The sequence below is a fragment of the Micromonospora sp. NPDC049523 genome (assembly GCF_040676775.1).
Classification (GTDB): domain Bacteria; phylum Actinomycetota; class Actinomycetes; order Mycobacteriales; family Micromonosporaceae; genus Micromonospora_G.
This window is the reverse complement of sequence record NZ_JBFAPP010000013.1, coordinates 60798-85689: the sequence shown is the minus strand read 5'-3', so window position 1 is coordinate 85689 and position 24892 is coordinate 60798. Positions and strand designations below refer to the sequence as shown.

22 protein-coding genes and 2 pseudogenes are annotated in these 24892 nt (G+C 70.2%); 15 read left to right on the top strand and 9 right to left on the bottom strand.

Translation table 11 applies throughout. From position 1 onward, the window contains the following. Window position 1: 1 nt before the first annotated feature. Together AB0J90_RS21375 and AB0J90_RS21370 are read right to left on the bottom strand one after the other, a co-directional pair. On the bottom strand, window positions 2-1756 hold the full coding sequence (locus AB0J90_RS21375) for an ATP-binding protein (protein ID WP_363598592.1): 1755 nt from the start codon (window positions 1754-1756) through the stop codon (window positions 2-4). Window positions 1757-1984: 228 nt separating this feature from the next. Continuing rightward, the gene (locus tag AB0J90_RS21370; RefSeq protein ID WP_363598369.1) at window positions 1985-3340 is read right to left on the bottom strand and encodes a PHB depolymerase family esterase; all 1356 of its coding nucleotides are present in this window, start codon (window positions 3338-3340) and stop codon (window positions 1985-1987) included. Between the two features lie 251 nt (window positions 3341-3591). Here AB0J90_RS21370 and AB0J90_RS21365 point away from each other — a divergent pair, with 251 nt between their 5' ends. Continuing rightward, on the top strand, window positions 3592-4200 hold the full coding sequence (locus tag AB0J90_RS21365) for a TetR/AcrR family transcriptional regulator (RefSeq protein ID WP_363598367.1): 609 nt from the start codon (window positions 3592-3594) through the stop codon (window positions 4198-4200). A 42-nt stretch (window positions 4201-4242) separates the two neighbouring features. Next, window positions 4243-4791 carry a hypothetical protein gene (locus AB0J90_RS21360; RefSeq protein ID WP_363598365.1) on the top strand — a complete coding sequence of 183 codons (549 nt, stop codon included), beginning with the start codon at window positions 4243-4245 and terminating at the stop codon, window positions 4789-4791. A gap of 9 nt (window positions 4792-4800) precedes the next feature. Here AB0J90_RS21360 and AB0J90_RS21355 read toward each other — a convergent pair whose 3' ends face one another. From AB0J90_RS21355 to AB0J90_RS21345, 3 genes are all read right to left on the bottom strand, one after another. Then, window positions 4801-6267, bottom strand: coding sequence for a hypothetical protein (locus AB0J90_RS21355; RefSeq protein WP_363598363.1), 1467 nt, complete (start codon window positions 6265-6267; stop codon window positions 4801-4803). A gap of 142 nt (window positions 6268-6409) precedes the next feature. Beyond that, complete coding sequence (locus AB0J90_RS21350; protein WP_363598361.1) at window positions 6410-7288, bottom strand: pyrimidine reductase family protein; 879 nt, start codon at window positions 7286-7288, stop codon at window positions 6410-6412. A 125-nt stretch (window positions 7289-7413) separates the two neighbouring features. Continuing rightward, window positions 7414-7887 carry an NUDIX domain-containing protein gene (locus tag AB0J90_RS21345; protein WP_363598359.1) on the bottom strand — a complete coding sequence of 158 codons (474 nt, stop codon included), beginning with the start codon at window positions 7885-7887 and terminating at the stop codon, window positions 7414-7416. A 100-nt stretch (window positions 7888-7987) separates the two neighbouring features. Between AB0J90_RS21345 and AB0J90_RS21340 the strand changes: the two genes are divergently transcribed. The 5 genes from AB0J90_RS21340 (at window position 7988) to AB0J90_RS21320 (ending at window position 11833) form a co-directional block, all read left to right on the top strand. Then, window positions 7988-8470, top strand: coding sequence for an OsmC family protein (locus tag AB0J90_RS21340; protein WP_363598357.1), 483 nt, complete (start codon window positions 7988-7990; stop codon window positions 8468-8470). Window positions 8471-8519: 49 nt separating this feature from the next. Then, window positions 8520-9716 carry an endonuclease gene (locus tag AB0J90_RS21335; RefSeq protein WP_363598355.1) on the top strand — a complete coding sequence of 399 codons (1197 nt, stop codon included), beginning with the start codon at window positions 8520-8522 and terminating at the stop codon, window positions 9714-9716. An 11-nt stretch (window positions 9717-9727) separates the two neighbouring features. Then, a complete protein-coding gene (locus AB0J90_RS21330) occupies window positions 9728-10387 on the top strand; it encodes a phosphotransferase (protein WP_363598353.1) in 660 nt (219 codons plus the stop codon). 119 nt (window positions 10388-10506) lie between these two features. Then, a complete protein-coding gene (locus tag AB0J90_RS21325) occupies window positions 10507-11286 on the top strand; it encodes a TIGR03089 family protein (protein WP_363598351.1) in 780 nt (259 codons plus the stop codon). Between the two features lie 49 nt (window positions 11287-11335). Beyond that, window positions 11336-11833, top strand: coding sequence for a YfbM family protein (locus AB0J90_RS21320; protein ID WP_363598590.1), 498 nt, complete (start codon window positions 11336-11338; stop codon window positions 11831-11833). A 37-nt stretch (window positions 11834-11870) separates the two neighbouring features. Here the strand turns inward: AB0J90_RS21320 and AB0J90_RS21315 are convergent, their stop codons facing one another. Next, window positions 11871-12458: a DUF402 domain-containing protein gene (locus AB0J90_RS21315; protein WP_363598349.1), complete on the bottom strand. Its 588-nt coding sequence runs from the start codon at window positions 12456-12458 to the stop codon at window positions 11871-11873. Between the two features lie 117 nt (window positions 12459-12575). On the opposite strand from AB0J90_RS21315, the pseudogene AB0J90_RS21310 reads away from it, so the two are divergent. The 7 genes and pseudogenes from AB0J90_RS21310 (at window position 12576) to AB0J90_RS21280 (ending at window position 20537) form a co-directional block, all read left to right on the top strand. Then, window positions 12576-13737 (top strand): annotated as a pseudogene (locus tag AB0J90_RS21310) (alkaline phosphatase PhoX). Window positions 13738-13867: 130 nt separating this feature from the next. Then, window positions 13868-14434, top strand: coding sequence for a plasmid pRiA4b ORF-3 family protein (locus tag AB0J90_RS21305; protein WP_363598347.1), 567 nt, complete (start codon window positions 13868-13870; stop codon window positions 14432-14434). A 295-nt stretch (window positions 14435-14729) separates the two neighbouring features. Beyond that, on the top strand, window positions 14730-16043 hold the full coding sequence (locus AB0J90_RS21300; RefSeq protein ID WP_363598345.1) for an extracellular solute-binding protein: 1314 nt from the start codon (window positions 14730-14732) through the stop codon (window positions 16041-16043). A gap of 72 nt (window positions 16044-16115) precedes the next feature. Then, window positions 16116-17102: a sugar ABC transporter permease gene (locus AB0J90_RS21295; RefSeq protein ID WP_363598343.1), complete on the top strand. Its 987-nt coding sequence runs from the start codon at window positions 16116-16118 to the stop codon at window positions 17100-17102. A gap of 11 nt (window positions 17103-17113) precedes the next feature. Then, complete coding sequence (locus AB0J90_RS21290; RefSeq protein ID WP_363598341.1) at window positions 17114-18019, top strand: carbohydrate ABC transporter permease; 906 nt, start codon at window positions 17114-17116, stop codon at window positions 18017-18019. Next, on the top strand, window positions 18016-19407 hold the full coding sequence (locus AB0J90_RS21285) for a GH1 family beta-glucosidase (RefSeq protein ID WP_363598339.1): 1392 nt from the start codon (window positions 18016-18018) through the stop codon (window positions 19405-19407). Before AB0J90_RS21290 ends, AB0J90_RS21285 begins: the two co-directional genes overlap by 4 nt. Before the next feature lie 83 nt (window positions 19408-19490). Further along, entirely contained in the window at window positions 19491-20537 is a 1047-nt protein-coding gene (locus tag AB0J90_RS21280; protein ID WP_363598337.1) for a LacI family DNA-binding transcriptional regulator, read from the top strand. A gap of 102 nt (window positions 20538-20639) precedes the next feature. Here AB0J90_RS21280 and AB0J90_RS21275 read toward each other — a convergent pair whose 3' ends face one another. The 3 genes and pseudogenes from AB0J90_RS21275 to AB0J90_RS21265 form a co-directional block, all read right to left on the bottom strand. Then, window positions 20640-21857: an acyl-CoA dehydrogenase family protein gene (locus tag AB0J90_RS21275; protein ID WP_363598335.1), complete on the bottom strand. Its 1218-nt coding sequence runs from the start codon at window positions 21855-21857 to the stop codon at window positions 20640-20642. Between the two features lie 93 nt (window positions 21858-21950). Beyond that, window positions 21951-22616, bottom strand: coding sequence for a hypothetical protein (locus AB0J90_RS21270; protein ID WP_363598333.1), 666 nt, complete (start codon window positions 22614-22616; stop codon window positions 21951-21953). 56 nt (window positions 22617-22672) lie between these two features. After that, window positions 22673-23812: pseudogene (locus tag AB0J90_RS21265) on the bottom strand (phosphotransferase family protein); the annotation flags it as partial. A gap of 346 nt (window positions 23813-24158) precedes the next feature. On the opposite strand from AB0J90_RS21265, the gene AB0J90_RS21260 reads away from it, so the two are divergent. After that, a complete protein-coding gene (locus AB0J90_RS21260; protein ID WP_363598331.1) occupies window positions 24159-24881 on the top strand; it encodes an amino acid-binding protein in 723 nt (240 codons plus the stop codon). Window positions 24882-24892: the final 11 nt, after the last annotated feature.

Sequence of the window (24892 nt, the reverse complement as noted above, 5' to 3'; positions counted from 1 at the left end):
CTCAGAACGGGATGTCGTCGTCGGTCAGCGCGCCGGCCCCGGAGCCGACCACCGCGAACGGGTCGGCCGCCTGGGTGATCGAACGCAGCGTCTCCGACGGGGCCTGGCCGGCCTCGGAGACCCGGGTCGCCCAGGCCGGGAAGGGGAACTCCAGGCAGAGCGGAACCGGGATGTCCGGCTGGTTGACGAACATGGTGCCGGGTTTGGCGAGCAGCGCGCGCTGGCGTTGCGCCGGGGGGAGGAAGCCGTACTCGGGGCGGGATGCCTCGGCCGGGTCGAGCCGGCCGACCACCCGGATCGCCGAGTTCGTGACGATCCGCCGCTCCACCTCGCTGGCGGTCTGCTGGGCGCCGATCAGGATCACCCCGAGCGAGCGACCACGCTCGGCGATGTCCAGCAGCACCTCCTTGATCGGGGAGGAGCCCTCGCGCGGGGCGTACTTGTTCAGCTCGTCCAGCACGACGAAGAGCAGCGGCTTGGCGGTGCCGGTCTTCTCCTTGTTCTCGAACTCGGTCTTCAGCGTCACACCGACCACGAACCGCTGCGCCCGGTCCGGCAGGTTGTGCAGGTCGACGACGGTGACCTGGGCGCTTTCCGCGGTGTTGATCCGGTGCGGTCGGCGGGTGGCCAGGTCACCGCGGATCAGCCGGGCCAGGTCCTTCTTGCTGTTGATCAGGCGGCGGGCGAACGCGTTGACCGTGCCGGTGTTGATCGCGCTGCCGGCCCAGGTGGACCGGGTCTCCTCGTCGGTGAGCTGCTCCACGATGTGGTCGACCAGGTCGGGATAGGAGTGCACGCGTACGCCGTCGATGCTCACCCCGCCGTCGGCCGGCTGGGCGTAGCGGTGCAGGTGGGCGGTGACCGAGTGGACCACCATCGTGTACTGCTGGCGTTCGTCGTCGGCGTCGGCGAAGACGTACGGCAGCAGCCGGTCGGAGCAGAACTCGGTCAGCGTCCAGTAGAAGCTGTCCACCCCGGTCAGCCGGCTGCTCACGTCCGGAGTGCCGGAGGCGTCCCCGGCCCGCGGCGGCGCGTAGACCCGTACGTCGGGGAAGGCGCCCGCGCTGAGCCCGAGCTTCGCGTACGCCGCCGTGGTGGCCGCGTCCAGCCGGGTGTTCGGGTGGTCGAGGAAGAGCAGGTCCTCACCCTTGACGTTGAAGATCAGTGCCTTGGCGTTGACCGCGTCGCCGCCGAGCACACCGGAGCGGAACACCGAGTAGAGCAGGAAGGTGGCGAAGCTGGTCTTGGTCGCCACCCCGGAGATGCCGGAGATAGACACGTGCGCGCCCCGGCTGCCGTCGAGGAAGTCGGCGTTGAGGAAGACCGGCACTCCGTCGCGGCCGGTGCCCATCGGCACCCGCCGCTCCATCCGGTCGAAGTGCAGCGCGGAGTCGCGCGCCTCGCCCTGCGCCCGGTAGACCAGCGCGCCGGGTGACGGCGGCACGTAGAACTCGGGGTCGACCCGGGTGGTGGTGATCTCGGCGGCCTCCTGCACCTGGGCCGGCAGGGTCCCGTCGGCGATGGCGAAGACGTCCGAGTCGAACTGCGCGCCCTCGTGTCGCGCCCTGACCTGGGTGACCACCCCGGCGATCGTCACCGGTTCTCGGTCGGGCAGCTCGCGTCGGGTCACCACCACGTCGTCGAGTTGCAGGTAGCTGCCGGGTGAGACCGCCGTCCAGAACTGCAGCGGGGTGGCGTCGGCGGTGCCGAGCACCCGGCCGACCACCGCGCCCGGGTCGGTCGACTCGTCACCGATCGGCGCGGTGCTCATCGCCGGGCTCCGCTCGGCGCCGACGCACCGACCGGGGTCGGCCCGTGGGTCGGGACCGAGGCGCGGACCACGGGCGATTCTTGCTCAAGACACGACACGTGTTGCATCCTGCCCCACCTGTACGACAGCACGCCAAGTTGACGCGCCTGCGGGGCGGTACGGCACTGTCCGGGGTGACGGGACGGGTTGCTGTCACCCCGGACAGTGACCGGATCAGACGACGGTGCAGGCGACGCCGTTGAGGGTGAAGGCGGCCGGCCGACCGGAGTTGCCGGTGTGCGTGGCCTGGAAGCCGATGCTGGTGGAGCCGTTCGGCGGGATCGTGCCGTTGTAGCTGACGTTACGGGCGCTCACCGCGCCGCTGGTCGGGCTGTAGCTGGCGTTCCAGCCGGAGGTGATGTTCTGCCCTGCGGGCAGGGTGAAGGCCAGGGTCCAGCCGTTGATCGGGGCACTACCCCGGTTGCTGATGGTGACGGCGGTGGTCAGGCCGGTGTTCCAGGCGTTGACCGTGTAACCGACCGCACAGGTCCCACCCACCGGCGGAGGCGTGGTCGGCGGCGGGGTCGTCGGTGGCGGGGTGGTCGGCGGAGGCGTGGTCGGCGGCGGGGTCGTCGGCGGGGGAGTGGTCGGTGGCGGGGTGGTCGGCGGGGTGGTGCTGTTCAGGCCGAAGAAGCGGATAGCCTCGGCCGCGTTCACCGGCAGGTTGTGCGGTACGCCCTGCATGCTGATCGCCTCGACCGGGGCATTGCCCCCGCTGCTGCCGTACCGGGTGCGGGTGTAGCCGGACTGCGGGGTGTCGGTGAACGTCGGGGTCTGGCTCAGCCCGTGGACGTTGGTCCACTGCTTGATCTCCTCGCCGAAGTTCGGGTAACGCAGCGTCTCGTCGTTGGTGCCGTGCCAGAGCTGCATCCTCGGCCGCGCGCCGGTGTAACCGGGGTACGCGTTGCGCACCAGGTCACCCCACTGCTGCGCGGTACGGATGACCTGCCCGTTGGCGCACTGGCTGTTCCAGGTCGAGCCGTCGGTGGTGGCGAAGCAACTGTGCGGTACGCCCGCGAAGGCGGCACCGGCCTTGAACACGTCGGGATAGTTGCCGAGCAGGACGTTGGTCATCATCGCGCCGGAGGAGACGCCGGTGGCGTACACCCGGTCGGGGTCGCCGTTGTGGCGCTGCTGGACGTACCGGACCATGGACAGGATCCCCACCGGGTCGCTGCCGCCGTCGCGGCGCAGGGCCTGCGGCGAGTAGACGTCGAAGCACTGGCCGCTGCGGGTCGCCGACGGGTAGATCACGATGAACCCGTACTGGTCGGCGAGCTGCGCGAACTGGGTGCCGGAGTAGAAGGCGGGGCCGGTTCCGGTGCAGTAGTGCACGGCCACCAGGATCGCGGGTCGGGCGGCGACCCGGTCCGGCACGTACAGGTGCATGCGCAGGTTGCTGGGGTTGGTGCCGAAGTTGGTCACCTCGGTCAGGGTGGCCGCGGACGCGGGTGTGGCGACGGTCAGGCTCAGCAGCGCCAGCGCCGCCGCGGCACCGGCCGCGCCGAGCAGCCGGACGAGTCGTTTCATGCGTTCCCCTTCATGGTGGTGGGGGTCGATCGGGAGCAGGGCTTGCCGGATCGCCCACGGTGGTGAAACATTCCGAAGTATGGATCGAAAGTTTTCACTGCACAAGAGATAGATAGCTATAAGTATCCTCAGGTGGGAAGCCATATTGTGGCCGTAAATTATCGGTACGGGCCAGATCGTCGAGTGGTCGACGGTGCCGGCGAGCGCGCGGTAAAGTGGACCCGCTAGTCCTAAAAAGGGAGGTGGCCGCTGTGACCGGGACCCTGACCCGCAAGGGTGCCGCGACCCGGCAACGGATCATCGAGGGGGCCGCCGCGGAGATCCGCGAGCGCGGCATCGCCGTCACCACCCTCGACGACGTACGCGCCCGGACCGGCACCAGCAAGAGCCAGCTCTTCCACTACTTCCCCGAGGGCAAGGAGGAACTGCTGCTCGCGGTGGCCCAGTTCGAGGCCGACCGGGTGCTCACCGACCAGCAGCCCTTCCTCGGCGACCTCACCTCCTGGCCCGCCTGGTACGCCTGGCGCGACGCGGTCGTGGCCCGCTACCTGGAGCAGGGTCAGCACTGCCCGCTCAACGTGCTGGTGTCCCAACTCGGTCGCAGCACCCCCGGCGCCCAGGCGGTCGTACGCGCGCTGATGCAGCAGTGGGAGTCGGAGATCAACAGGGGCCTGCGCCACATGCGGGACGCCGGTGAGGTCGATCCGGACCTGGACACCGACCGGACCGCCTCGGCCCTGCTCGCCGGGATCCAGGGCGGCGTGCTGATGATGCTCTCCACCGGCCGGATCACCCACCTCGAAGCCGCGCTCGACCTGACCATCGAGAACCTCCGCAAGGGCGGGCGGACCAGCCGCTAGCGCCTGTGGGTGCGGGGGGACCCGAGGCGCTAGCGTGACGCGGTGGACGTTGCCGGGGATGGTGAACTGATCGCCGCGTCGCTGGCCGACCGGCTGGCCGCGCTCACCTTCGTCGACCGGACACCGGAGCAGGTCACCGCGCTGCTGGTGGAAGAGGTCGCCGCCTGGGCCACCGGTCGGGGCTGGCGGGTCTACCGCCGGGCGGCGAGCGTGCTGCCGCTGCCTCCGCCGTACGCCCACCGGCACTCGTTCCTCGACGTGGCCTGCGCCCGGCCGGACGGCCCGCCGGTCGCCGTCGAGATCGACAAGACCGACCGCCGCCGCTCGGTGGAGAAGCTGCTCGCCGAGGCCGGCGCCGGCCGGATCCCGATCTGGCTGCGATGGGGCAGCCGGGGCTTCGAGACGCCACCGCTTCCGGTGCGGTTGGTGACCTGCCCGGTGACCTCCCGGCGCGGCCCCGACCCGAAGGTACGGCTCTACTCCCGGCTGCCGGTCAGCGACCGCCCCGCGCCGGCACACGCCACCACGGACCTCCGGGTCGACGAGCAGACCGACCTGTTCGCCGGGCCCATCCTGCCCACCGAGCGGTAGCACTCTGGCCTACCAGTGCCAGGTGCGCCGGGCCAGCAGGTCGCGGTGTCCGCCGAGCGCCGCCCTGACCTGGCCGGCGAGCCGGCCCAGCACCGGGGCGACCAGCCACAGCAGCACCACGGCGTAGAACAGCAGGGTGCCGCGTTGCAGGCTGGTCAGTTCCGGGGTGTCGACGAACGGGAACCACAGGGGGCTGAACTCCGGCGTGAAGTGGCAGAGCGCTTCCAGGTGGTAGTTGTTCTCGTAGCAGGTCCACGGTCGCAGTTGACCGAAGACGAGACCGTTCGCGGCGCCCCACACGGAGAGCACGGCCACGACCACCGTCGCGACGTTCGTCCACGGCCGGGCCCGGCCCGGTTCCAGGCAGACGGCCAGGGCCAGTGCGGCGGGCAGCATGGCGACGAGGAAGAACCTCGGTCCCCAGTACATGCCGCCGTACCAGCCCCACCAGCGGGAGTAGAGCAGCACCAGGCCGACCACGAACACCGCCCAGAGCAGCCAGACCCGCCACAGGTTCGCCCCGGCCTCCCGCAGCCGGTCGCGGGCCGGCAGGAACAACCCCGGGGTGAACCAGATCAGGCCCTTGCCGAACGAGAACACGATGGCGACCAGGCCCACCAGGAACGGGTACGAGAAACCGGGTTGCCCGGAGTACGGCATGACCGTCGCGCCGCCGCCGTGCCCGGCGTACGCGCTGTGCAGCGGGTCGCCGAAGCGCCACCAGTTCTCGCCGACGATCAGCGCGGCGGCGGCCGGCAGGGCCGCCAGGTAGCGCAACCGGCGGCGCATGAGGCAGAGCACCACGACGACCAGTCCGAGCGCCACGATGGAGCCGGGGGTGTTGGCGACGCCGAGGACGATGGCCACCCAACCGGCGGCCCTGGTCGCCCACCGGGTGTCCGGCAGCGTCACCGCGAGCAGGCCGACGCCGACGGCCATCGCGGTGAACATCTCGCCGTAGAAGTCCTGTACGTGCGCGGCGACCATGCTCCCGGCGACCAGCAGCAGCAGCAACCGCCGGTGCGTACGCGGCGCCACCCGGCCCTGCAGCAGCAGGTGGATCGCGGCGAGTCCGACCATGAGCAGCAGGAAGTTGTACTGCACCAGCCAGATTTGGGTGTTGCCGTACCAGTGCCCCACCAACCACAGTGGCGTCGCGAACAGCGGGCCGATCATCGAGTACTGGGTGCCCGGCAGTTGCCGCTGTTCGAGCAGTTCGAGCAGGGCCTGGTAGCGGGCGAGACCGTCGCCCATCATCGGCGGTTTCGGGGTGACGGCCAGCAGCATCACCCCGACCGCGAGCAGCGCCGTCTCCACCGCCGCCGTGACCCGCCCGGCCGACGACCTCCCACCCGGTGGATCGGATTGCCCGGCCGATTCCGCAGGCGTCTCCGGAGCCGGCTCCGAGGGCGTCTCCGGAAGCGGCTCCGGGGCTGCTTCCGGTCCGTCCGGGCGGTCGGCTACAGGCGCGGTCATCGACAGTCTCCCCGTGGCGTCGGCTGGGCGGGCCGTAGAGATCCGCCTCACGCAGACTGACAGGAAACCGTTTCCCGTTCCATAGACGAACGTAGATCAATATCGGCCGGCCGGCTGAGTCGCCGCTCCGACCCGCCGCCGATCAGTCCCGGGCGTAGCGCAGCAGCAGCGTCGACTCGGCCGCGAGCAGATGCCGCAGTCCCATCCCGCGCGGGGGACTGGGCGTACCGGCGGTGATCCTGCCGGCGCCCGCGCCGGCCAGCAGCGGCGCCACGGTCAGGCAGACCTCGTCCACCAGGTCCGCGGTGGTGAGCGCGCCGAACAGGTACGGCCCGCCCTCGCAGAGCAGTTGCCGGTGGCCGCGCCGGTGCAACTCGGCGAGCCCGGCGGTGAGGTCGACCCGGTCCACCAGGTCGATCCGGTCGTTCTGGTCCACCAGGCCGACCTGGTTGACCAGGCCGATCTCGCTCGACTCCTCGAACCGGGTGAACGGATCGGCGGTGTCCGCGCTGACCCTGATCAGGTCGGCGACGGAGGCCAGCCCGGCCGGTGCGGTGGAGCGGGCGTGGGTGAGCACCACCGGGCGTACCGGGGCCTGCGCGAAGGCCGCCTGCCGGGGGTCGAGGTCCAGCGCACCGGAGACGACCACCAGCGTCGGGTACTCGGACATCCCGTGCGCGCGCCGCCACGCCCGGCGGCGCTCGTCGAGGCGTACCGGGCCGTAGTTCTCCTGGCGCAGGGTGCCGGCGCCGACCACCAGGGCGTCGCAGAGCATCCGGAGTACGCCGAAGACCCGCTTGTCCGGGCCGTTGGACAGTCCGGCGGAGAACCCGTTGACGGCCACCGCCCCGTCGATGCTGGACACGAAATTGACTCGCAGGTGCGGCTGCTCGGGCCGTCCGTAGAGCGCGGCGAGGGCGTCGTCGTCCAGGGGCGTACCGTCCGGTGCCGGCCAGAGCCGGTGGATCGGCGTACGCGGGTCGGTGGTCGGGGCCGGTGCGGCCGAGGTCGGCTCGGTCATTCGCCGGCCGGCCCGGTCACCGGAGGGGTCGGCACCGCAACCCGGTGCTGGCAGTCGCACCAGTTCCGGCCGGGGCACTGGTCATGCCGCCGTTCGCGGCACGCTCGGCAGATCATGCCGAAACCCTATGCGGTACGACCGGTGGCGCGTCGCGGGTCCGCCGCAGTCCGGCCGAACAGTTCCAGGGTGGGTGGGAGCTGGGAGTGCAGCGGTTCGGGCAGGGCGTCGAGCGTGAACCAGCCCAGCTCGTCGAACTTGTGCGGCTCCCCGACGGCCACCGTCGCCGGGTCCACCCGTACCGCGAAGACCACCGCCACCCAGTGCGAGGGCGGCTCGTCGCGCAGCACGTTGCGTACGCCGAGGGTGGTGATGTCGAGCGGGCGGGTCGCGTACTCCTCGCCGACCTCGCGGCGCACCGCGGCCTCGAAGGTTTCGCCGAACTCCAGCGCTCCGGCGCCGGTGTCCCAGGTGCCGGGCTCGTCGCGGGCGCCGGCGCCGCGCCGGGCCAGCAGCACCCGCCCGGCACCGTCGTGGCAGACGAAAACACAGGAAACCGACGGCGTACGGCCCGCCGCCGCCCGGTCGGAACTGGCTGTCATCGGTGGCGCTCCCCATGGTTGGCTGGTCCCCATCCGATCATGACGTTGGCCGGACGCGCGCGTGGTTTCCGACGCGCCCCGGCGGGAGGGTGGACCGGAGATGGCCCGACAGCACAGCTACGACACCGTCGTCACCTGGACCGGTAACCGCGGCACCGGCACCAGCGGTTACCGGGACTACGACCGCGACCACGAGGTGGCCGCCGACGGCCCGGTCACCATCGCCGGCAGTTCCGACCCGGCGTTCCGGGGGGACAGGACCCGGTGGAACCCGGAACAGCTTCTGCTCGCCTCGCTCTCGCAGTGCCACCTGCTCTGGTACCTGCATCTCTGCGCCGAGGCGGGGGTGGTGGTCACCGACTACGTCGACCGGGCGGTGGGTGCGATGACCGAGGACGCGGACGGCGGCCGGTTCACCGAGGTGCTGCTGCGGCCCGAGGTGACCGTGGCGGAGCCGGACATGGTCGAGCCCGCCACCAGGCTGCACGCCGACGCGCACCGGGCCTGCTTCATCGCCAACTCGGTCAACTTCCCGGTCCGCCACGAGCCGATCGTCGTGGTGGCCTCCACGCCGGAAGTATGACCATGCACGCATGACGTGATCCTGATGATCTCGATTAGCATCGCCAGATATGGATATCAAGAGGATCGTCGGCGCCCGTACGTGGCGACTGGCGGCCGGGCTCGCGCTCGTGCTCGGGGTGGGGTTGCCGGTCGCGGCGATCTCGGCCTCGGCGGCGGCGAGCCTGACGGTGGCCGGCGCACTCGCCGCCCAGGACGGTAGGTCCGCTTCGGTCACCGGGTACGTCATCGGTCAGCCGACGGCCACCAACACGGTGCTCAGGTCGGGCTTCACCGGCGACACCGCCATCGCGATCGCCGACCTGGCGAGCGAGACCGCGACGTCGAGGATGCTCTACGTCCAGGTGACCAGCTCCTACCGGAGCACCTTCGGCCTACAGACCAATCCGGGCCTGCGGGGACGGCTGGTCACCGTCACCGGCACGCTGACCGCGTACTTCGCGCACGGCGGGTTGAAGGACCCGACGGCGATTACCCTCGGCGGCTCCACCCCGAGCCCGACACCGACCCGTACGCCGACGGCCGGTCCGACGACGAGTCCGCCCGGAGGCGACTACGACCGGACGTACTACGCCAGCGCCATCGGCAAGACCGGCACCGCGCTGCGTAGTGCCCTGCACAACGTGATCAGGGTGCAGACCCGGCTCACGTACGACCAGGTCTGGGAGGCGTTGAAGGACACCGACCAGGATCCCAACAACTCGGGCAACGTCATCCTGCTCTACAGCGGCCGGTCGCAGAGCAAGAACACCAACGGCGGCAACCCGAACGACTGGAATCGCGAGCACGTCTGGGCCAAGTCGCACGGCGACTTCGGCACCGCGACCGGACCGGGCACCGATGTGCACCATCTGCGGCCCGAGGACGTATCGGTCAACGCCTCCCGGGGCAACAAGGACTTCGACAGCGGCGGCAGCACCGTCGCGGAGGCTCCGGGCAACTACACCGACAGCGACTCGTTCGAACCGCGCAACGCGGTCAAGGGCGACGTGGCCCGCATGATCATGTACATGGCGGTCCGGTACGAGGGCGGCGACGGCTGGCCGAACCTGGAGATGAACCAGTCGGTCAACAACGGCAGCAACCCGTACATCGGGAAGTTGTCCGTGCTGTTGCAGTGGAACCGGTCGGACCCGCCGGACGCCTTCGAGAAGCGCCGCAACCAGGTCATCTACGACGAGTGGCAGGGCAACCGCAACCCGTTCATCGACCACCCGGAGTGGGCGACCGCGATCTGGGGCAACTAGCGTCAGCAGCCGTGAACGAACCCACCCTGCTCGCCTCCGGTCGGGACGCCGACGTGTTCGCGCTCGACCGGAGGCGGGTGCTGCGCCGCTACCGCGACGGCGGCGACACCGCCCCGGAGGCGGCGGTGATGGCGTATCTCTCCAGCGTCGGCTACCCGGTGCCGACGGTCCACTCCGCGAGCGGGCCCGAGATGGTGCTCGAACGACTCGACGGCGAAACCCTGCTGGGCGCCCTGCTCGCCGGCCGGATCGACGTCGACCCGGCCGCCGACCTGCTGGTGGACCTGCACGACCGACTGCACGCCCTGCCGGCCCGGCTCAGCACCGATCCCGCCGACCGGATCCTGCACCTCGACCTGCACCCGCTGAACGTCATGCTGACCTCGCGCGGCCCGGTCTTGATCGACTGGCGCAACGCGATCGAGGGCCAGGCCGACTTCGACGTGGCCATGACCGCGCTGATCTTCGCCGAGGTCGCGGTCGGCGAGGATGTCCAGCTCGCCGACCCCGGCCGGCTGATGCTGGCCGCCTTCCAGCAACGGGTGCAGCCGCCCCGGGCCAGCCAGTTGCGGCGGGCGTTGGACCTGCGCCGGGTCAATCCCACCCTCACCGCCACCGAGAAGGCCGCCCTCGGCCGTGCCGCCGCCCTGGTGCAAATCCGCCCCGACTGACCCCCGCCCGCTACTGCCTCTCCGGTCACGATGCATAGCCTCGCTGGAAGCCGTACAGCGTTTTTCCGCTACACCTCCGGGTGAGTCCTTTTCGGGCGGGATTCGGTATCGTCGCCCTGATGGACGTGACTGCTGCACGCCGTACCGAGGAAGTTCCCGCCCTGCTGGACGCGGCGGCGGTCGACACCTCGCGGCCACTGCTCACCTATTGTGACGACGCGACCGGGGAGCGGACCGAGCTGTCCGCGGCCGAGTTGGGCGGGTGGGTCGCCCGGACGGCGAACCTGCTCGTCGACGGTTGCCGGCTGAATCCCGGTGACCGCGCGGCGGTGCTGCTCCCGCCGCACTGGCAGACTGCCGCGGTGCTGCTCGGCGCCTGGTCGGCCGGCGTGTCGGTGGCCTTCCACCTGGCCGCCACCGCCGGTCTGCCGCGCATCGGCCCTGGTGCCGACCTGCCGGCCGACGTCACCTTCGTGGCCCACGACCGGCTCGACAACTGGCTGGAGGACGTACCCGAGGCGGAACACCAGTTCGTGCTCGGGCTCGCGCCGGGGGCCGAACCGATGCGCGAGGTGCCGGCCGGCTACCGGGACTACCTGGTCGAGGTCCGCGCGCACGGCGACAGCACGCCGCCGTACGCCTCGGTCCGGCCCACCGACGCCGCCACGGTCGACGGCACCAGCTACCGCGAGTGGGCAACGGTGGCACAGGGGATCGCCGAGTCCCGCGACCTGCGGCCGGGCGACCGGGTGCTGGTCGACACGGCCGGGCAGGAACAGCCGGTGATCTGGCTGCTCGCCCCGCTGTTCGCCGGTGCGTCGGTGATCCTCTGCAACAACCTCGCACCCGGCGCCGCCGAGTCCCGCGCCCGCACCGAAGGCGCCAACCGCATCTTCTGAGCAGCGGCAGATCTTGTCGGACCGTACGCCTAATCTGCCGTCCGTGAGCATGAACGGGAACTGGCTACGGGTGACGCCGGCCGAGCTGGCACGGGCAAAGGACGACCTCGAATGGGCGTACGAGTTGGCCGAGGCCGCCGGTGAAGCCGCTGACGACCGGTCGTCGGGCACGGGCAAGGCGTGGCAGGCCCTGGATTTCCTGCTACGACGGCGGGGCTTCGGGGTTCCGATCGTGGAAGGCGCCGCGGCGTTCGTCGACCCATCCGATGACGATTTCGCGGAGTCGGACCAGGACTGGGGTTACGGCCCGCCCAGCTACCTCACCCCGGAGCAGGTCGCCTCGGCTGCGGCCGAACTCGCCACCATCACTCCGGAAGACCTGATACGGGGCGTCGACCCGGCCGAGTTGCAGCACGCCGAGATCTACCCGAACCACTGGGACCGGCCCGACGAACTCGTCTGGGTCGCCCACTTCCTGCCCGACGCCCGCCGGTTCTTCGCCACCGCCGCCAGGCGCGGCGCCGCCGTCATCTGCTGGATCGACTAACTCCGCCCGAGTCGACCTAGGACACGCGGATCAGCCGTCAGTCGGTAAGCCTCGCCAACGACGCTGTCGCCGCCGGAACCGGCCAGCTCGGATCCGGCATCCAACCTGTCCAACGGTTCCACCACCGCTCGCCCTTGTCCAAGGCCGCCGCCACTCTCTCTGTCTCGGCCCATACCTCGTCGGCTTCCTGCGGCGTCAGTCGGCCAACCCGCACCAACTCGGTGACATCTCCGAGATCTTTCCACTGCCACTGCGACCCGCCGCCCGGAATCCAGATATCCACGCCGTGGTCCACGGTGTCGAAGCCCTGTGCCCACCTGCGCATCGGCGCCTGAAAGTTGATATACCAGCCGGTGAAGACACCCTTTTCATAGAAGCCCCAGACGGCGTGGGCGTCACCCAGACGCTGCACCTGCAGCAAACTGGTTCCGAGCCACTGCGCGGTCCTGCTCCAGGGGTGGGGTCCAAAAGGGTGCTCCGGAAAGATCAGCGGGGTGCCTTCAGCCAGGTAGGTCACCAAAACCTCACCGCTGTCGTGGACCACCCGAACGGGAGTCACCAACCAAGGTCGCCCATGCAGCACCTCGCGCCGATCAATCACCACACCCGGTTCGAGGATCTTCATCTGGCGCAGCCTACCGACAATCTTGTTCACTTATCGATGGCAGTCGTTCATTTACGTACCGTTTTACGGCAACAGCGGATCGTTACGTTCCTCGGACCCACCACCAAGGAGGTCCAGATGGATCGACGGAACATGCTGCGCGCCACCGTGCTCGGCGCTGGCGCCGTAGCGCTGCCGTTCACCGCCTGGTCGGCGGCCGTACGCGGCACCGGCGCAGAACGCGACCGGCCCGTACGGTCCGCTTCAGGCCGCCAACAGCCACGGCATCCAGCTCCCCGCCGGCTTCACCAGCCAGATCGTCGCCCGTTCCGGCCAGGTCGTGCCCGGCACCTCGTACACCTGGCACAGTGCGCCCGACGGCGGCGCGGTGTACGCGAACGGCACCGGCTGGGTCTACGTCTCCAACTCCGAGACCAGCGCCGGCTCCGGCGGCGGCGCGTCCCGGATCCTGTTCAACTCCAGCGGCGCCGTCACCGGGGCGTCCCGGATCCTGTCCGGCACCAACAACAACTGCGCGGGTGGCAAGACCCCGTGGAACACCTGGTTGTCCTGCGAGGAGGTCAGCCTCGGCCGGGTGTGGGAGACGTACCCGCTCGGCGGCACCGCCGTGGTCCGTCCGGCGATGGGCCGGTTCAAGCACGAGGCCGCCGCCGCCGACCCGGACCGGCGGGTCATCTACCTGACCGAGGACGAGACCAACGGCAAGCTCTACCGGTTCATCCCGAACACCTGGGGTGACCTGTCCGCCGGTGCGCTCCAGGTGCTGGTCGCCGGCAGCGCCACGTCCGGCTCGTTCAGCTGGGCCGCCGTACCCGATCCGGACGGCTCCCCGACCGTGACCCGCTCTCAGGTGTCCGGCGCCAAGTCGTTCAACGGCGGGGAGGGCTGCCACTACTCCGACAACACGCTGTGGTTCACCACCAAGGGCGACAACCGGGTCTGGCAGCTCAACCTCGCCAACAACACCTACGAACTCGCCTACGACGACAACCTCGTCAGCCCCGGCTCGGCGCCGCTGACCGGCGTCGACAACATCACCGGTTCCTCGTTCGGTGACCTCTACGTCGCCGAGGACGGCGGCAACATGGAGATCTGCGTGATCACCCCGGACGACAAGATCTCCGTGTTCCTCCGGATCACCGGCCAGGGCTCGTCGGAGATCTGCGGTCCCGCGTTCACCCCGGCCGGGAACCGGCTGTACTTCTCGTCCCAGCGCGGCACCTCGGGTTCCTCGTCCGGCGGCATTACGTACTGCGTCACCGGTCCGTTCCGCACCTGAGCCCACCGGCGCCGCCGAACGACCACGTACGCGCCCACCGCCGTCGCGGGCGGCGGGGGGCCGTACAAAATAGATTTGCGGCTATTCCGTCGAGTCTGTGCTATGCCGCTGACCTGCATGGTATTGATTGATGGTGCGCGAACTGTCGAGCCCGCAACGGCAGATCTTCCAACTGAAGGTCTCGCTTTCCGATGTCACGCCCGTGGTGTGGCGGCGGGTGCTGGTGCCGGGGGGTTACACCCTGGACCGGCTGCACCGCGTTTTCCAGCTTGTGATGGGTTGGCAGGACTGCCACCTGCACTCGTTCGAGATCGACGGGCTCCAGTACGGCGAGCCCGACCCGGAGGGTGAGCTGACCCTGCGCGACGAGCTGGACACCCGGCTGGACGCGGTGGTCGGCAAGGGGAGCCGGTTCCGCTACACCTACGACTTCGGTGACTGGTGGGAGCACGATGTCACGGTCGAGGACGCGTTCGGTGCCGATCCGGGGGAGCGCTACCCGGTCTGCGTGAGCGGTGCCCGCGCCTGCCCGCCGGAGGACGTCGGCGGGGCTTTCGGTTACCGCACGTTCCTGGTCGCGCTCGCGGATCCCGACCATCCGGACCACGAGTCGATGCGGGAGTGGATCGGACGGTCGTTCGACGCGGAGGCGTTCGCCGCCGACCGGGCGACCACGTTGACCCGCCGGCTCTGCTGAGCGTGCGGCGATTTCAAGGGGCGCGACCAGCACGCCGTTCATTCCGGCCTTCGGCAGGTAGCTGGACGTAACGGCTCCTACTCCCTTGGTGACCTTGGGCTGCGGCGGTAACGAAATGGGAACGCTCCCATCGGGGTATTGACACTCCGGAAACCCCCCGGCAATCTCATGGGAGCGCTCCCGGCTAACTGTGGCTCGCGCCACAGTGTCGATCCACGATCTCCGTCCGGGTAGCCGTCCCCAACCCGTACCACCGCCCCCCACCACACATACATGCGACCTGAGAGGGGTCAGGATGAGCGTCACGTCCCGCCGTCGGCGGTTCGCGGCAATCGCGATCGCGTCCGTCGCCGTGCTCGCCACGACGGCCTGTGGCGACGACTCGTCAACAGAATCGGCCGATCCCAACGCGCCCGTCACGCTGATCGTCGACGTCTTCGGCGACCAGGGCTTCGGCTACGAAGGCCTGTACGAGCAGTACAAGAAGGACCACCCGAACGTCACCATCCAGGAGCGCGGCAAGGGTCTCGGCCTGGGCGACTACAACACCCGGCTGACCCAGCAGATCACCGCAGGCTCCGGTGCCGGTGACATCGTCGCCCTCGAAGAGGGCACGATCGTGCAGTTCTACGCGCAGGCCGACAAGTTCGTGAACCTCGCCGACGAGGGCGCGGGCGACCTCAAGGCCAATTACCTGCCGTGGAAGTGGGAGCAGGGCACGACGCCCGACGGCAAGGTCCTCGGCCTCGGCACCGACGTCGGCTCGATGGCGATCTGCTACCGCACCGACCTGTTCAAGGCCGCGAACCTGCCGACCGACCGCGAAGAGGTCGGCGCGCTCTGGCCGACCTGGGACGCGTTCATCGAGCAGGGCGTGAAGTTCGCCGCCGCCGACCAGAAGAACAAGTTCGTCGACTCGGCGACCAACTTCTACAACGTCGTACTGAGCCAGACGGCGGGCGGCGGCACCGGGTACACGTACTACGACAAGAGCAACAAGCTGGTGCTGGAAACCAACCCGGACATCCAGACGGCGTTCAACCTGACCACCAAGATGATCAGCGCCAAGCTCTCCAACAACCTCCAGTCGTTCTCGAACGAGTGGAACGCCGGCTTCAAGAACGGCACCTTCGCCACCATCGCCTGCCCCGCCTGGATGACCGGTGTGATCAAGGGCCAGGCCGGCGACGCGGCGGCCGGTAAGTGGGACGTGGCCAAGGCGCCCGGCAACGGCGGCAACTGGGGCGGCGCCTTCCTGGCCGTACCGAAGTCGAGCAAGCACCAGAAGGCGGCGGCCGACCTGGCCAAGTACCTGACCAGTGCGCAGAGCCAGATCGAGGTGTTCAAGAAGCTGGGCAACCTGCCCTCGCAGCCGGCCGCCCTGAACGACCCGGCGGTGACCTCGGCGACCAACGAGTACTTCAGCAACGCCCCGATCGGCAAGATCTTCGCCGCCGGTGCCACCGAGCTGAAGCCGGTCTACCTCGGCCCGAAGAACCAGGCCGTACGGACCGCGGTGGAGAACGCGCTGCGCGCGGTCGAGCAGGGACAGGCCGCCGACGCGGCCTGGAAGGACGCGTTGAAGAACGGTGCGGCCGCCGGTAAGTGACCCCGGCCGTGAGCGCGGGTGGCGCCGACAGGTTCGCCCTGTCGGCGCCACGCCCTAGTTGAAGGACTTCCGATGAGCCTGGATCTCGACCCGGCCCCGCCGGCCGGCCGGCACAGCCACCCGGCGGACGACGAGCGGGGCCCCCGGCGTGCCCCCCGACGTTCGCTCACCCGGCTGGACCTCAAGGTCTCGCCGTACCTGTACATCCTGCCGTTCTTCGTCATCTTCGCGATCTTCAGCGCCTATCCGATCGGCTACACCGTCTGGATCGCGCTGACCGACCGGTCGCCGATGAACGCCACCATCAGCTTCGTCGGTCTGGACAACTTCGTCGAGATCGGCCAGGACCCGCAGTTCTGGAACGCGGTGGTGAACACCTTCGGCATGTTCGCCATGTCGACCGTGCCGCAGTTGCTGATCGCGCTGCTGCTGGCCAATGCCCTGAACCGGCGGATCAAGGGCCAGACGTTCTTCCGGATGGCCATCGCGATGCCGATCATCACCTCCACCGCGGTGGTGGCGCTGATCTTCTCGATGATCTACGCCCGGGAGTTCGGCCTGGCCAACTGGCTGCTCGACCTGGTCGGCATCGACCCGATCGACTGGCGGGCCAACCGGTACGCCTCCTGGTTCGCCATCTCCACCATGGTTGACTGGCGCTGGGTCGGTTACAACGCGCTGATCTACCTCGCCGCGATGCAGTCGATCAACAAGGACATCTACGAGGCCGCGGCACTCGACGGCGCCTCCAAGACCCGGCAGTTCTGGTCGATCACCATCCCGCAGCTCCGCCCGACGATCATCTTCACGCTGATCATCTCCACCATCGGCGGCCTGCAGCTCTTCACCGAGCCGCTGCTGTTCACCAGCGGTTCCGGTGGCATCTCCGGCGGTTCGCAGGGGCAGTTCCAGACGATCACCATGTACCTGCTCGACGTCATGAACACCCGGTTCCGCTGGGGCTACGCCGGTGCGGTGGCGCTCGTGCTCTTCGTGCTGATCGCGGCGATGTCGGCGATCAACTACCTGTTGGCCCGCCGCATCAGCTCGGACAAGTGAGGGAACCGAAGATGACTACGACGACGCTCGGGCCCCGGCCCTCGCCACTCGCCCCACCCAAGGGCAGCCCACCTCGCAACCGCGCCGAGCGGCTCTGGAAGGCCAGCCCGCTGACCTGGGTGGGCCTGGTCCTCGCGGTGATCCTGTCGCTCTTCCCGTTCTACTGGATGATCGTCATCGCCTCGCGTACGAACGACGCGGCCAACTCCTGGCCGCCGCCGTTCCTGCCCGGCGGCAAGCTCGGCGAGAACATCGAACGGGTGCTCGCCAACGGGGACGCGAACATCCTCAAGGGCCTGATGAACTCGTTCCTGGTCTCGGGCACGATCACCGTCGCCACCGTGTTCTTCGGCTCGCTCGCCGGCTTCGCCTTCGCCAAACTGCGCTTCAAGGGCAAGAACGCGCTGCTGCTGATCATCCTTGCCTCGATGATGGTGCCGATCCAGCTCGGTGTGCTGCCGCTCTACATCCTGATGGCGAAGCTCGAATGGCTCAACACCATGCCGTCGGTGACCGTACCGTTCCTGATCGGCGGGTTCGGGATCTTCATGATGCGTCAGTACGCCGAACAGGCCGTACCGAACGAGCTGATCGAGGCGGCCCGGGTCGACGGCTGCTCCACCTGGCGGGTCTACTGGCACGTGGTCGCCCCGGCACTGCGGCCGGCTGCCGCCGTACTCGGGTTGCTCACCTTCATGGAGCAGTGGAACCAGTTCTTCTGGCCGTTCGTCGTGCTGGCCGATCCGGCCAACCCGACCGTGCAGATCTCCCTGCGTAGTCTCAACTCGGCCTACTTCGCCGACAACTCGCAGATCTTCGCCGGCACGTTGATCGCGACGCTGCCGCTGTTCATCGTGTTCGTACTCTTCGGCCGCCAGATCATCGGCGGCATCATGGAAGGCGCCGTCAAGTCGTGACCAACGAGCTCATCTTCCCGAGCACCTTCCTCTGGGGTGCGGCCACCGCGGCGTACCAGATCGAGGGGGGTGCCACCGAGGGCGGCCGTACCCCGTCGATCTGGGACACCTTCAGCCACACCCCCGGTCTCACCAAGCAGGGGCACACCGGCGACGTCGCCTGCGACCACTACCACCGGTTCCGCGACGACATCAAGCTGATGGCCGAGATGGGGCTGAAGTCGTACCGGTTCTCGCTGTCCTGGACCCGGATCCAGCCCGGCGGCGTCGGCCCGGTCAACCCCGAGGGGGTGGACTTCTACCAGCGGCTGGTGGACGACCTGCTCGAACACGACATCGAGCCGTGGGTGACGCTCTACCACTGGGACCTGCCCCAACCGTTGCAGGACGCGGGCGGCTGGCCGCTGCGCGACACCGCCGAACGGTTCGCCGACTACGCGGTGCTGGCCCACCACGCCCTCGGCGACCGGGTCCGCTACTGGACCACGCTGAACGAGCCGTGGTGCTCGGCCTTCCTCGGGTACGGCTCCGGCGCGCACGCGCCCGGACTCAGCGACCCGGAGGCGGCGGTCCAGGCCGGTCACCACCTGATGCTCGGCCACGGTCTCGCCGTACGGGCGATCAAGGAGGCCCGGCCCGACCACGACCTGGGCATCACGCTCAACCTGTACGCGGTCTCGCCGCAGCGGGACACCGCCGCCGACGCGGACGCCGCCCGGCGCATCGACGGGCTGGCCAACCGGTTCTTCCTCGACCCGATCCTGCTCGGCGAGTACCCGCCGGACGTGGTCGAGGACCTGTCCCAGGTGACCGACTTCAAGCACGTACGCGACGGCGACATGGAGATCATCTCCACCCCGCTGTCGGTGCTGGGGATCAACTACTACAGCCGGCACGTGGTGGCCGCCCCGATCGAGGGGGTGGAGCCGGAGCCGTACTGGCGGGCGCCGTCGAACTGGCCCGGCAGCGAGCACGTCCGGTTTGTCACCCGGGGTGTCCCGGTGACCGACATGAACTGGGAGATCGACGCCCCCGGCCTGGTCGAGGTGCTGGAGCGGGTGCACCGGGAGTACCCGAAGCTGCCGCTCTACATCACCGAGAACGGGGCGGCCTTCGTCGACGAGGTGGTCGACGGTGAGGTCGACGACATCGACCGGGTTGCCTACTTCGACGCCCATCTGAGGGCCTGCCACACCGCGATCTCTTCGGGCGTGCCGTTGCGTGGGTACTTCGCCTGGTCCCTGATGGATAATTTCGAATGGGCATGGGGCTACACGAAGCGCTTCGGCATGATCCACATTGACTACGACAGTCAGCTTCGTACCCCCAAGTCCAGTGCCAGGTGGTACGCCGACGTGATCCGACGTAACGGTCTGGCCGCACAATAACCGGGGCCAGCCAGTAACCGGGGTGTCGGCACCAACCCTCGCCGGGTCGGTGCCGACCCACCCCACCGTCGGAGGAGCACACCATGACAACCCAGCGCACCCGGTCACTCGGGCGGCCCACCCTGGACGCGGTCGCCGCCCGTGCCGGGGTCGGCCGGGGCACGGTCTCCCGCGTCGTGAACGGGTCACCCCAGGTGAGCCCGGAGGCGCGGGCCGCGGTCCAACAGGCCATCGCCGAGCTGGGCTACGTACCCAACCGCGCCGCCCGCGCGCTGGTCACACAGCGTACGGACTCCGTCGCGCTGGTGGTGTCGGAGTCGGAGGAACGGGTCTTCGGCGAACCGTTCTTCGCCGGCATCGTGCGCGGCATCAGCTCCGGCCTGCTCGACACCCCGATGCAGCTCTGGCTCGCCATGGCCCAGTCCCCGGCGGAACGGGAGCGGGTCGAGCACCACCTCACCCCGCAGCACGTCGACGGTGTACTCCTGCTCTCCCTGCACGACTCCGACCCGCTGCCGACCCTGCTGGAGCAGCGCTCCCTGCCGGCGGTGCTCGGCGGCCGCCCGGCCAGGATGCTGCAACCCGGTGCCCAGGCCGCCTACTTCGTCGACGTGGACAACGCCGGTGGGGCCCGGCAGGCGGTGGAATATCTCGTCGGGCGGGGCCGGACGAAGGTGGCCACGATCGCCGGCCCGCAGGACATGGGCGTCGGCGTGGCCCGGCTCGCCGGTTACCGCCAGGCCGTGCAGGCCAGCGGGCGGCCGGTCAGCGAACACCTCATCGCGTACGGCGATTTCAGCGAGAGCAGCGGCACCGCGGCCATGCGCCGGCTGCTCGAACAGTGCCCGGACCTCGACGCGGTTTTTGTCGCCTCCGACCTGATGGCCTGCGGTGCGCTGCGTGCCCTGCGCGACGCCGGCCGGCGGGTGCCCGAGGACGTTTCCGTGGTCGGCTTCGAGGACGCGCCGATCGCCCGCCAGTCCGACCCGCCGCTGACCACGGTCTACCAGCCGGTCGAGGAGATGGGCCGCCAGATGGCCCGCCTGCTGATGTCCCGGATCCGCCACGAGGACCTGCAAACCCCCTACATCCTCCTCGACACCCACCTAGTCCACCGCGCCTCCGCCTAACCCGCCCCACGCGCCCCAAGACCCCCCTCTTGTAGAGAAAGAGTGGCTATTCGGGGCGCGATAGGCACTCTTTCTCTACAAGAGGCGCTCGGAGGGGCGAGGTTAGGCGGGGGACCAGCGGCGGAGTTCGCGGCGGGCCAGGGAGGCGCGGTGGACCTCGTCGGGGCCGTCGGCCAGGCGCAGGGTGCGGGCCTGGGACCAGAGGGCGGCAAGCGGGGTGTCCTGGCTGACGCCAGCGGCGCCGTACGCCTGGATCGCCTTGTCGATCACCCACTCGGCCATCGCCGGGGTGGCGATCTTGATGGCCTGGATCTCGGTGTGCGCCCCCCGGTTGCCGACCGTGTCCATCAGCCACGCGGTCTTGAGCACCAGCAGCCGGGCCTGCTCGATCCGCACCCGTGACTCGGCGATCCAGTCCCGGATCACCCCCTGCTCGGCCAGCGGCCGACCGAACGCGACACGTTCCGACGTACGCCGGCAGAGCAGCTCCAGCGCCCGTTCCGCCATCCCGACCAGCCGCATGCAATGGTGGATCCGCCCCGGACCGAGCCGCGCCTGGGCGATCGCGAACCCGTCCCCGGCGGCACCGACCAGGTTCTCCGCCGGCACCCGTACGCCGTCGAAGCTGACCTCGGCGTGCCCGCCGTGCGCCCCGTCGGTGTAACCGAAGACGGTCATCCCGCGCTCGACCGTCACACCGGGCGTGTCCCGGGGCACCAGCACCATGCTCTGCTGCCGGTGCCGCTCGGCGCCCGGATCGGTCTTGCCCATCACGATGAAGATCTCGCACCGGGGGTCCATCGCCCCGGACGACCACCACTTGCGCCCGGTCACCACGTACTCGTCGCCGTCGCGCTCGATCCGGGTGGCGATGTTGGTAGCGTCCGACGAGGCCACCTCGGGTTCGGTCATGCAGAACGCGGACCGGATCTCCCCGTCGAGCAGCGGACGCAGCCAGCGTTCCCGCTGCTGCGGTGAGCCGAACTCGGCCAGCAACTCCATGTTGCCGGTGTCCGGGGCGGCACAGTTGAGCGCCTCCGGCGCCAGGTACGGGCTGTGCCCGGTCAGCTCGGCCAGCGGCGCGTACTGGAGGTTGGTCAGGCCGGCACCGTACTCCGGGTCGGGCAGGAAGAGGTTCCACAGGCCACGCTTGCGCGCCTGCGCCTTGAGTTCGTCGAGCACCGGCGGCCGGGTCCACGGGTCGGCCGCCCCGGCCACCTGGGCGGCGTGCACCGGCTCGGCCGGGTAGACGTGCTCGACCATGAAGTCGTGCAGCGCCTCGTGCAGCTCGCCGGTACGGGCGTCGAATCCGAAGTCCATCTGCTCTGCTCCTTCTCTCCTGGCGGTCCAGCTCTCCTGGCGGTCCAGCTCTCCTGGCGGTTCAGGCGGCTCCGGGTCGGCTCTCCTGGCGGGTCAGCCGAGTTCCGAGGGTTGCGGGTAGCCGCCGTGCCACAGCCCGTACCCGACCAGCACCAACACCGCCGGCACGTACCCGACCAGCAGCAGCCGGCCCAGCCCGGCCCGGGTCGACCAGCCCCAACCGCAGCCGACGATCGCGACCAGCAGGCCGAAGACCGCCGTGCCGCCCTCCAGCGAGTTCGTCGCGTGGGTCAGCCCGACCAGCAGCGCCAGCAGGTAGGCGCCGATCCCGTGCGGCGGGGCGGACCGGCCGAAGGTGGCGGCCAGCGCGGCGAGGACGAGCGCGGTTCCGGCGTACCAGAGGTAGTGCCCGACGACCTCGTCCCAGAGGTGGGCCGCCGGCCCCGGCGCCACGTTGCCGATCGAGTTCGCGGCCACGTGCACGCCCTTGCCCTCGGCGTAGGCGAACGCGCCGGCCAGGTAGACCGCCCACACCGTCCGCCGCGCGCCGCCGGCCGCGAGCGCCACCGCCGCCGGGACCAGCACCGCGTACGGCACCAGCAACTCGGCCCAGTCGGCCCAGCGGGTCGGGCCGACCGTACCGAGCCCGCCGAGCGCCCCGCCGAGGTGGTGCAGCAGCCCGTACGCGAGGGCGAAGACGACCAGCGCGCGCCGGGCGGCGGCGGTTGTCCGGGGCGTGGTAGCCGTCGCCCGTGGCACGGGATCCTCGCCAGGCACCCGCGTCTGCCCCGAGGCGTCCCCGCCGAACACCGCCCTCAGCCCCGAGGTACGGCGGTCAGCCCGTGCTCGACCAGCGGAGCCACCATCTCGCCGATCCGGTCGAAGCCCTCACCCACGGTCTGCCCGAGCGTGTGCCGGTAGTGGATGCCCTCGCAGATCACCGCGAGCTTGAAGCAGCCCAGCGCGATGTGCCAGTCCAACGGCCCGACGTCGACGTCGCTGCGGGCGGCGTACCGCTCGATCAGCTCGGCACCGGACGGGAACCCGGCGCGGGGCCCGAGGCCGTCGGCGACCGGGTTGCCGGCCGTCTCCTCCCGGTCACCGAGCACGTCCCAGTACGTCAGCAGCAGCCCGAGGTCGGCCAGCGGATCACCGAGCGTGGCCATCTCCCAGTCCAGCACCGCCCGGATGATCACCCTCCCCGCCGCCGCGCCGGTTCCGGACCTGTCGGTCCCGTCGGAGCCGGGGCCGGAGCCGCTTCCGGTCTGCGGTTCGCCGGTCCCGCCCGGGCCGGTTCCGGTCTGCGGTTCGCCGGTCGCGTCCGGGCCGGTCCCGGTTGGTGGTTCGGTCACGTCCGGGCCGGTTCCGGTCTGCGGTTCGGCGCTCGTCTCGGCGCCGGCTTCGGCCAGCAGGTTGTCCAGGCGGTAGTCGCCGTGCACGATCCGGCCCGCGTTGGCGCCGTCCGGGGCGGTGGCGGCCAGCCGCTCGCGCAGTTCCGCCACTCCGGGCAGGGGACGGCTGCGGGACTGGTCGAGCTGTCCGCCCCAGCGGCGTACCTGCCGGGCGAGGTAACCCTCGGGCCGGCCGAAGTCGGCCAGGCCGACCGAGGCGGGGTCGACCCCGTGCAGCACGGCCAGGGTGTCCATCATCGCGAGCGCCAGTGCGCGCCGCTGGCGCGGGCCGAGCCGGTCGGTCTGGGCCCGGTCGCGGTAGACCACCCCGCGGACCCACTCCATCAGGTAGAACGGGGCCCCGATCACCGTGTCGTCCGGACAGAGCAGCAGGGCGGCCGGGACCGGGACACCCGTGCCGGCCAGGGCGGAGATGACCCGGAATTCGCGGGCCATGTCGTGCGCGGTGGCCAGCACATGGCCCAGCGGGGGACGGCGCAGCACGAACTCGCGGTCACCGGCGCGTACCCGGTAGGTCAGGTTGGACCGGCCACCGGCGATCAGCCCGGCCCGGGGTGCCCCGTCGAGCAGGTCGGGACGGTGTACGCGTAGATGCCCGGCGAGCCGGTCGAGATCCAGACCGGCCGGCGACTCCTGCGTCGGTACGGCCTCCGGACGCGGGGCGGCCGACGTCTGCTCCGGCCGGACGGCGCTGCCCGGCGGCTCGGTCATCCGAACAGTTGATGGCACCTAGGCCAACTTGTCAAGGACGGGTGTTTGCGGCCGGGACATGGTGCGGCAACAGGGGCGAAATGGTCAGCGGGCAATCTTGGGTCAGGTAAGGCGGCGCGCAGACGCCGTCAGCAGGCGCCCGGGGTTCCCGCGCCGACTCGTCGACGGAGGAACAGAGATGTTGCTGAGGGTACGGGTGACCCTGCCGGACCGACCGGGCGCGCTCGGTCAGGTGGCACGCACGCTGGGCGTCGCGGGCGCCGACATCGTCCAGGTGATCGTGCTGGAGCGGCTCGGCGGGCGAGCCGTCGACGACTTTACCGTGGTCTGGCCCGGTGCGTCCCGGGTCGAACGGCTGATGGCCGGGTTGGCGGCGATACCCGGCGTACAGGTGGACGGCGTCTGGCGGGCGATCGGCGCGCCCACCAGTGGGGGACAGGACGCCGAGTTGCTGGCCCAGGTGGCGGGAAATCCCGGCGAAGGGCTGGCGACGCTGGTGGACGCCGTACCGGGTCTGTTGGCGGCGGACTGGGCGGCGGCTGCGGTGGTCCCGGCGGACTGGGCGTCCCGGCGGGGGGCAGCGCTTCCCGGGGCGCCCGGTGGGGCACCGGCGGTGGCGTACGCGAGCTGGCGTGCGCCGAACCCGCTGACCCTGCCGGAGGTGACGCCACTTCGGGCCCGCGCGCTGGACGGGCCGGTCGGCACCCACTACGTGGCGGCGCCGTTCGGCCGGGCCGGGCTGGTGCTCATGGTGGCTCGGGTGGATGCGGAAGGCCTGTCGGCGGCAGGTTTCCACATCACCGAGGTGGACCGGGTGGCGCAACTGGTACGGGCCGCGGCGGTCATCCTCGGTGACCGGCTCGACCTGGTCAGTGCGCCCCCGGCGGCCGTCCGATCGTGACCGCTCGACGC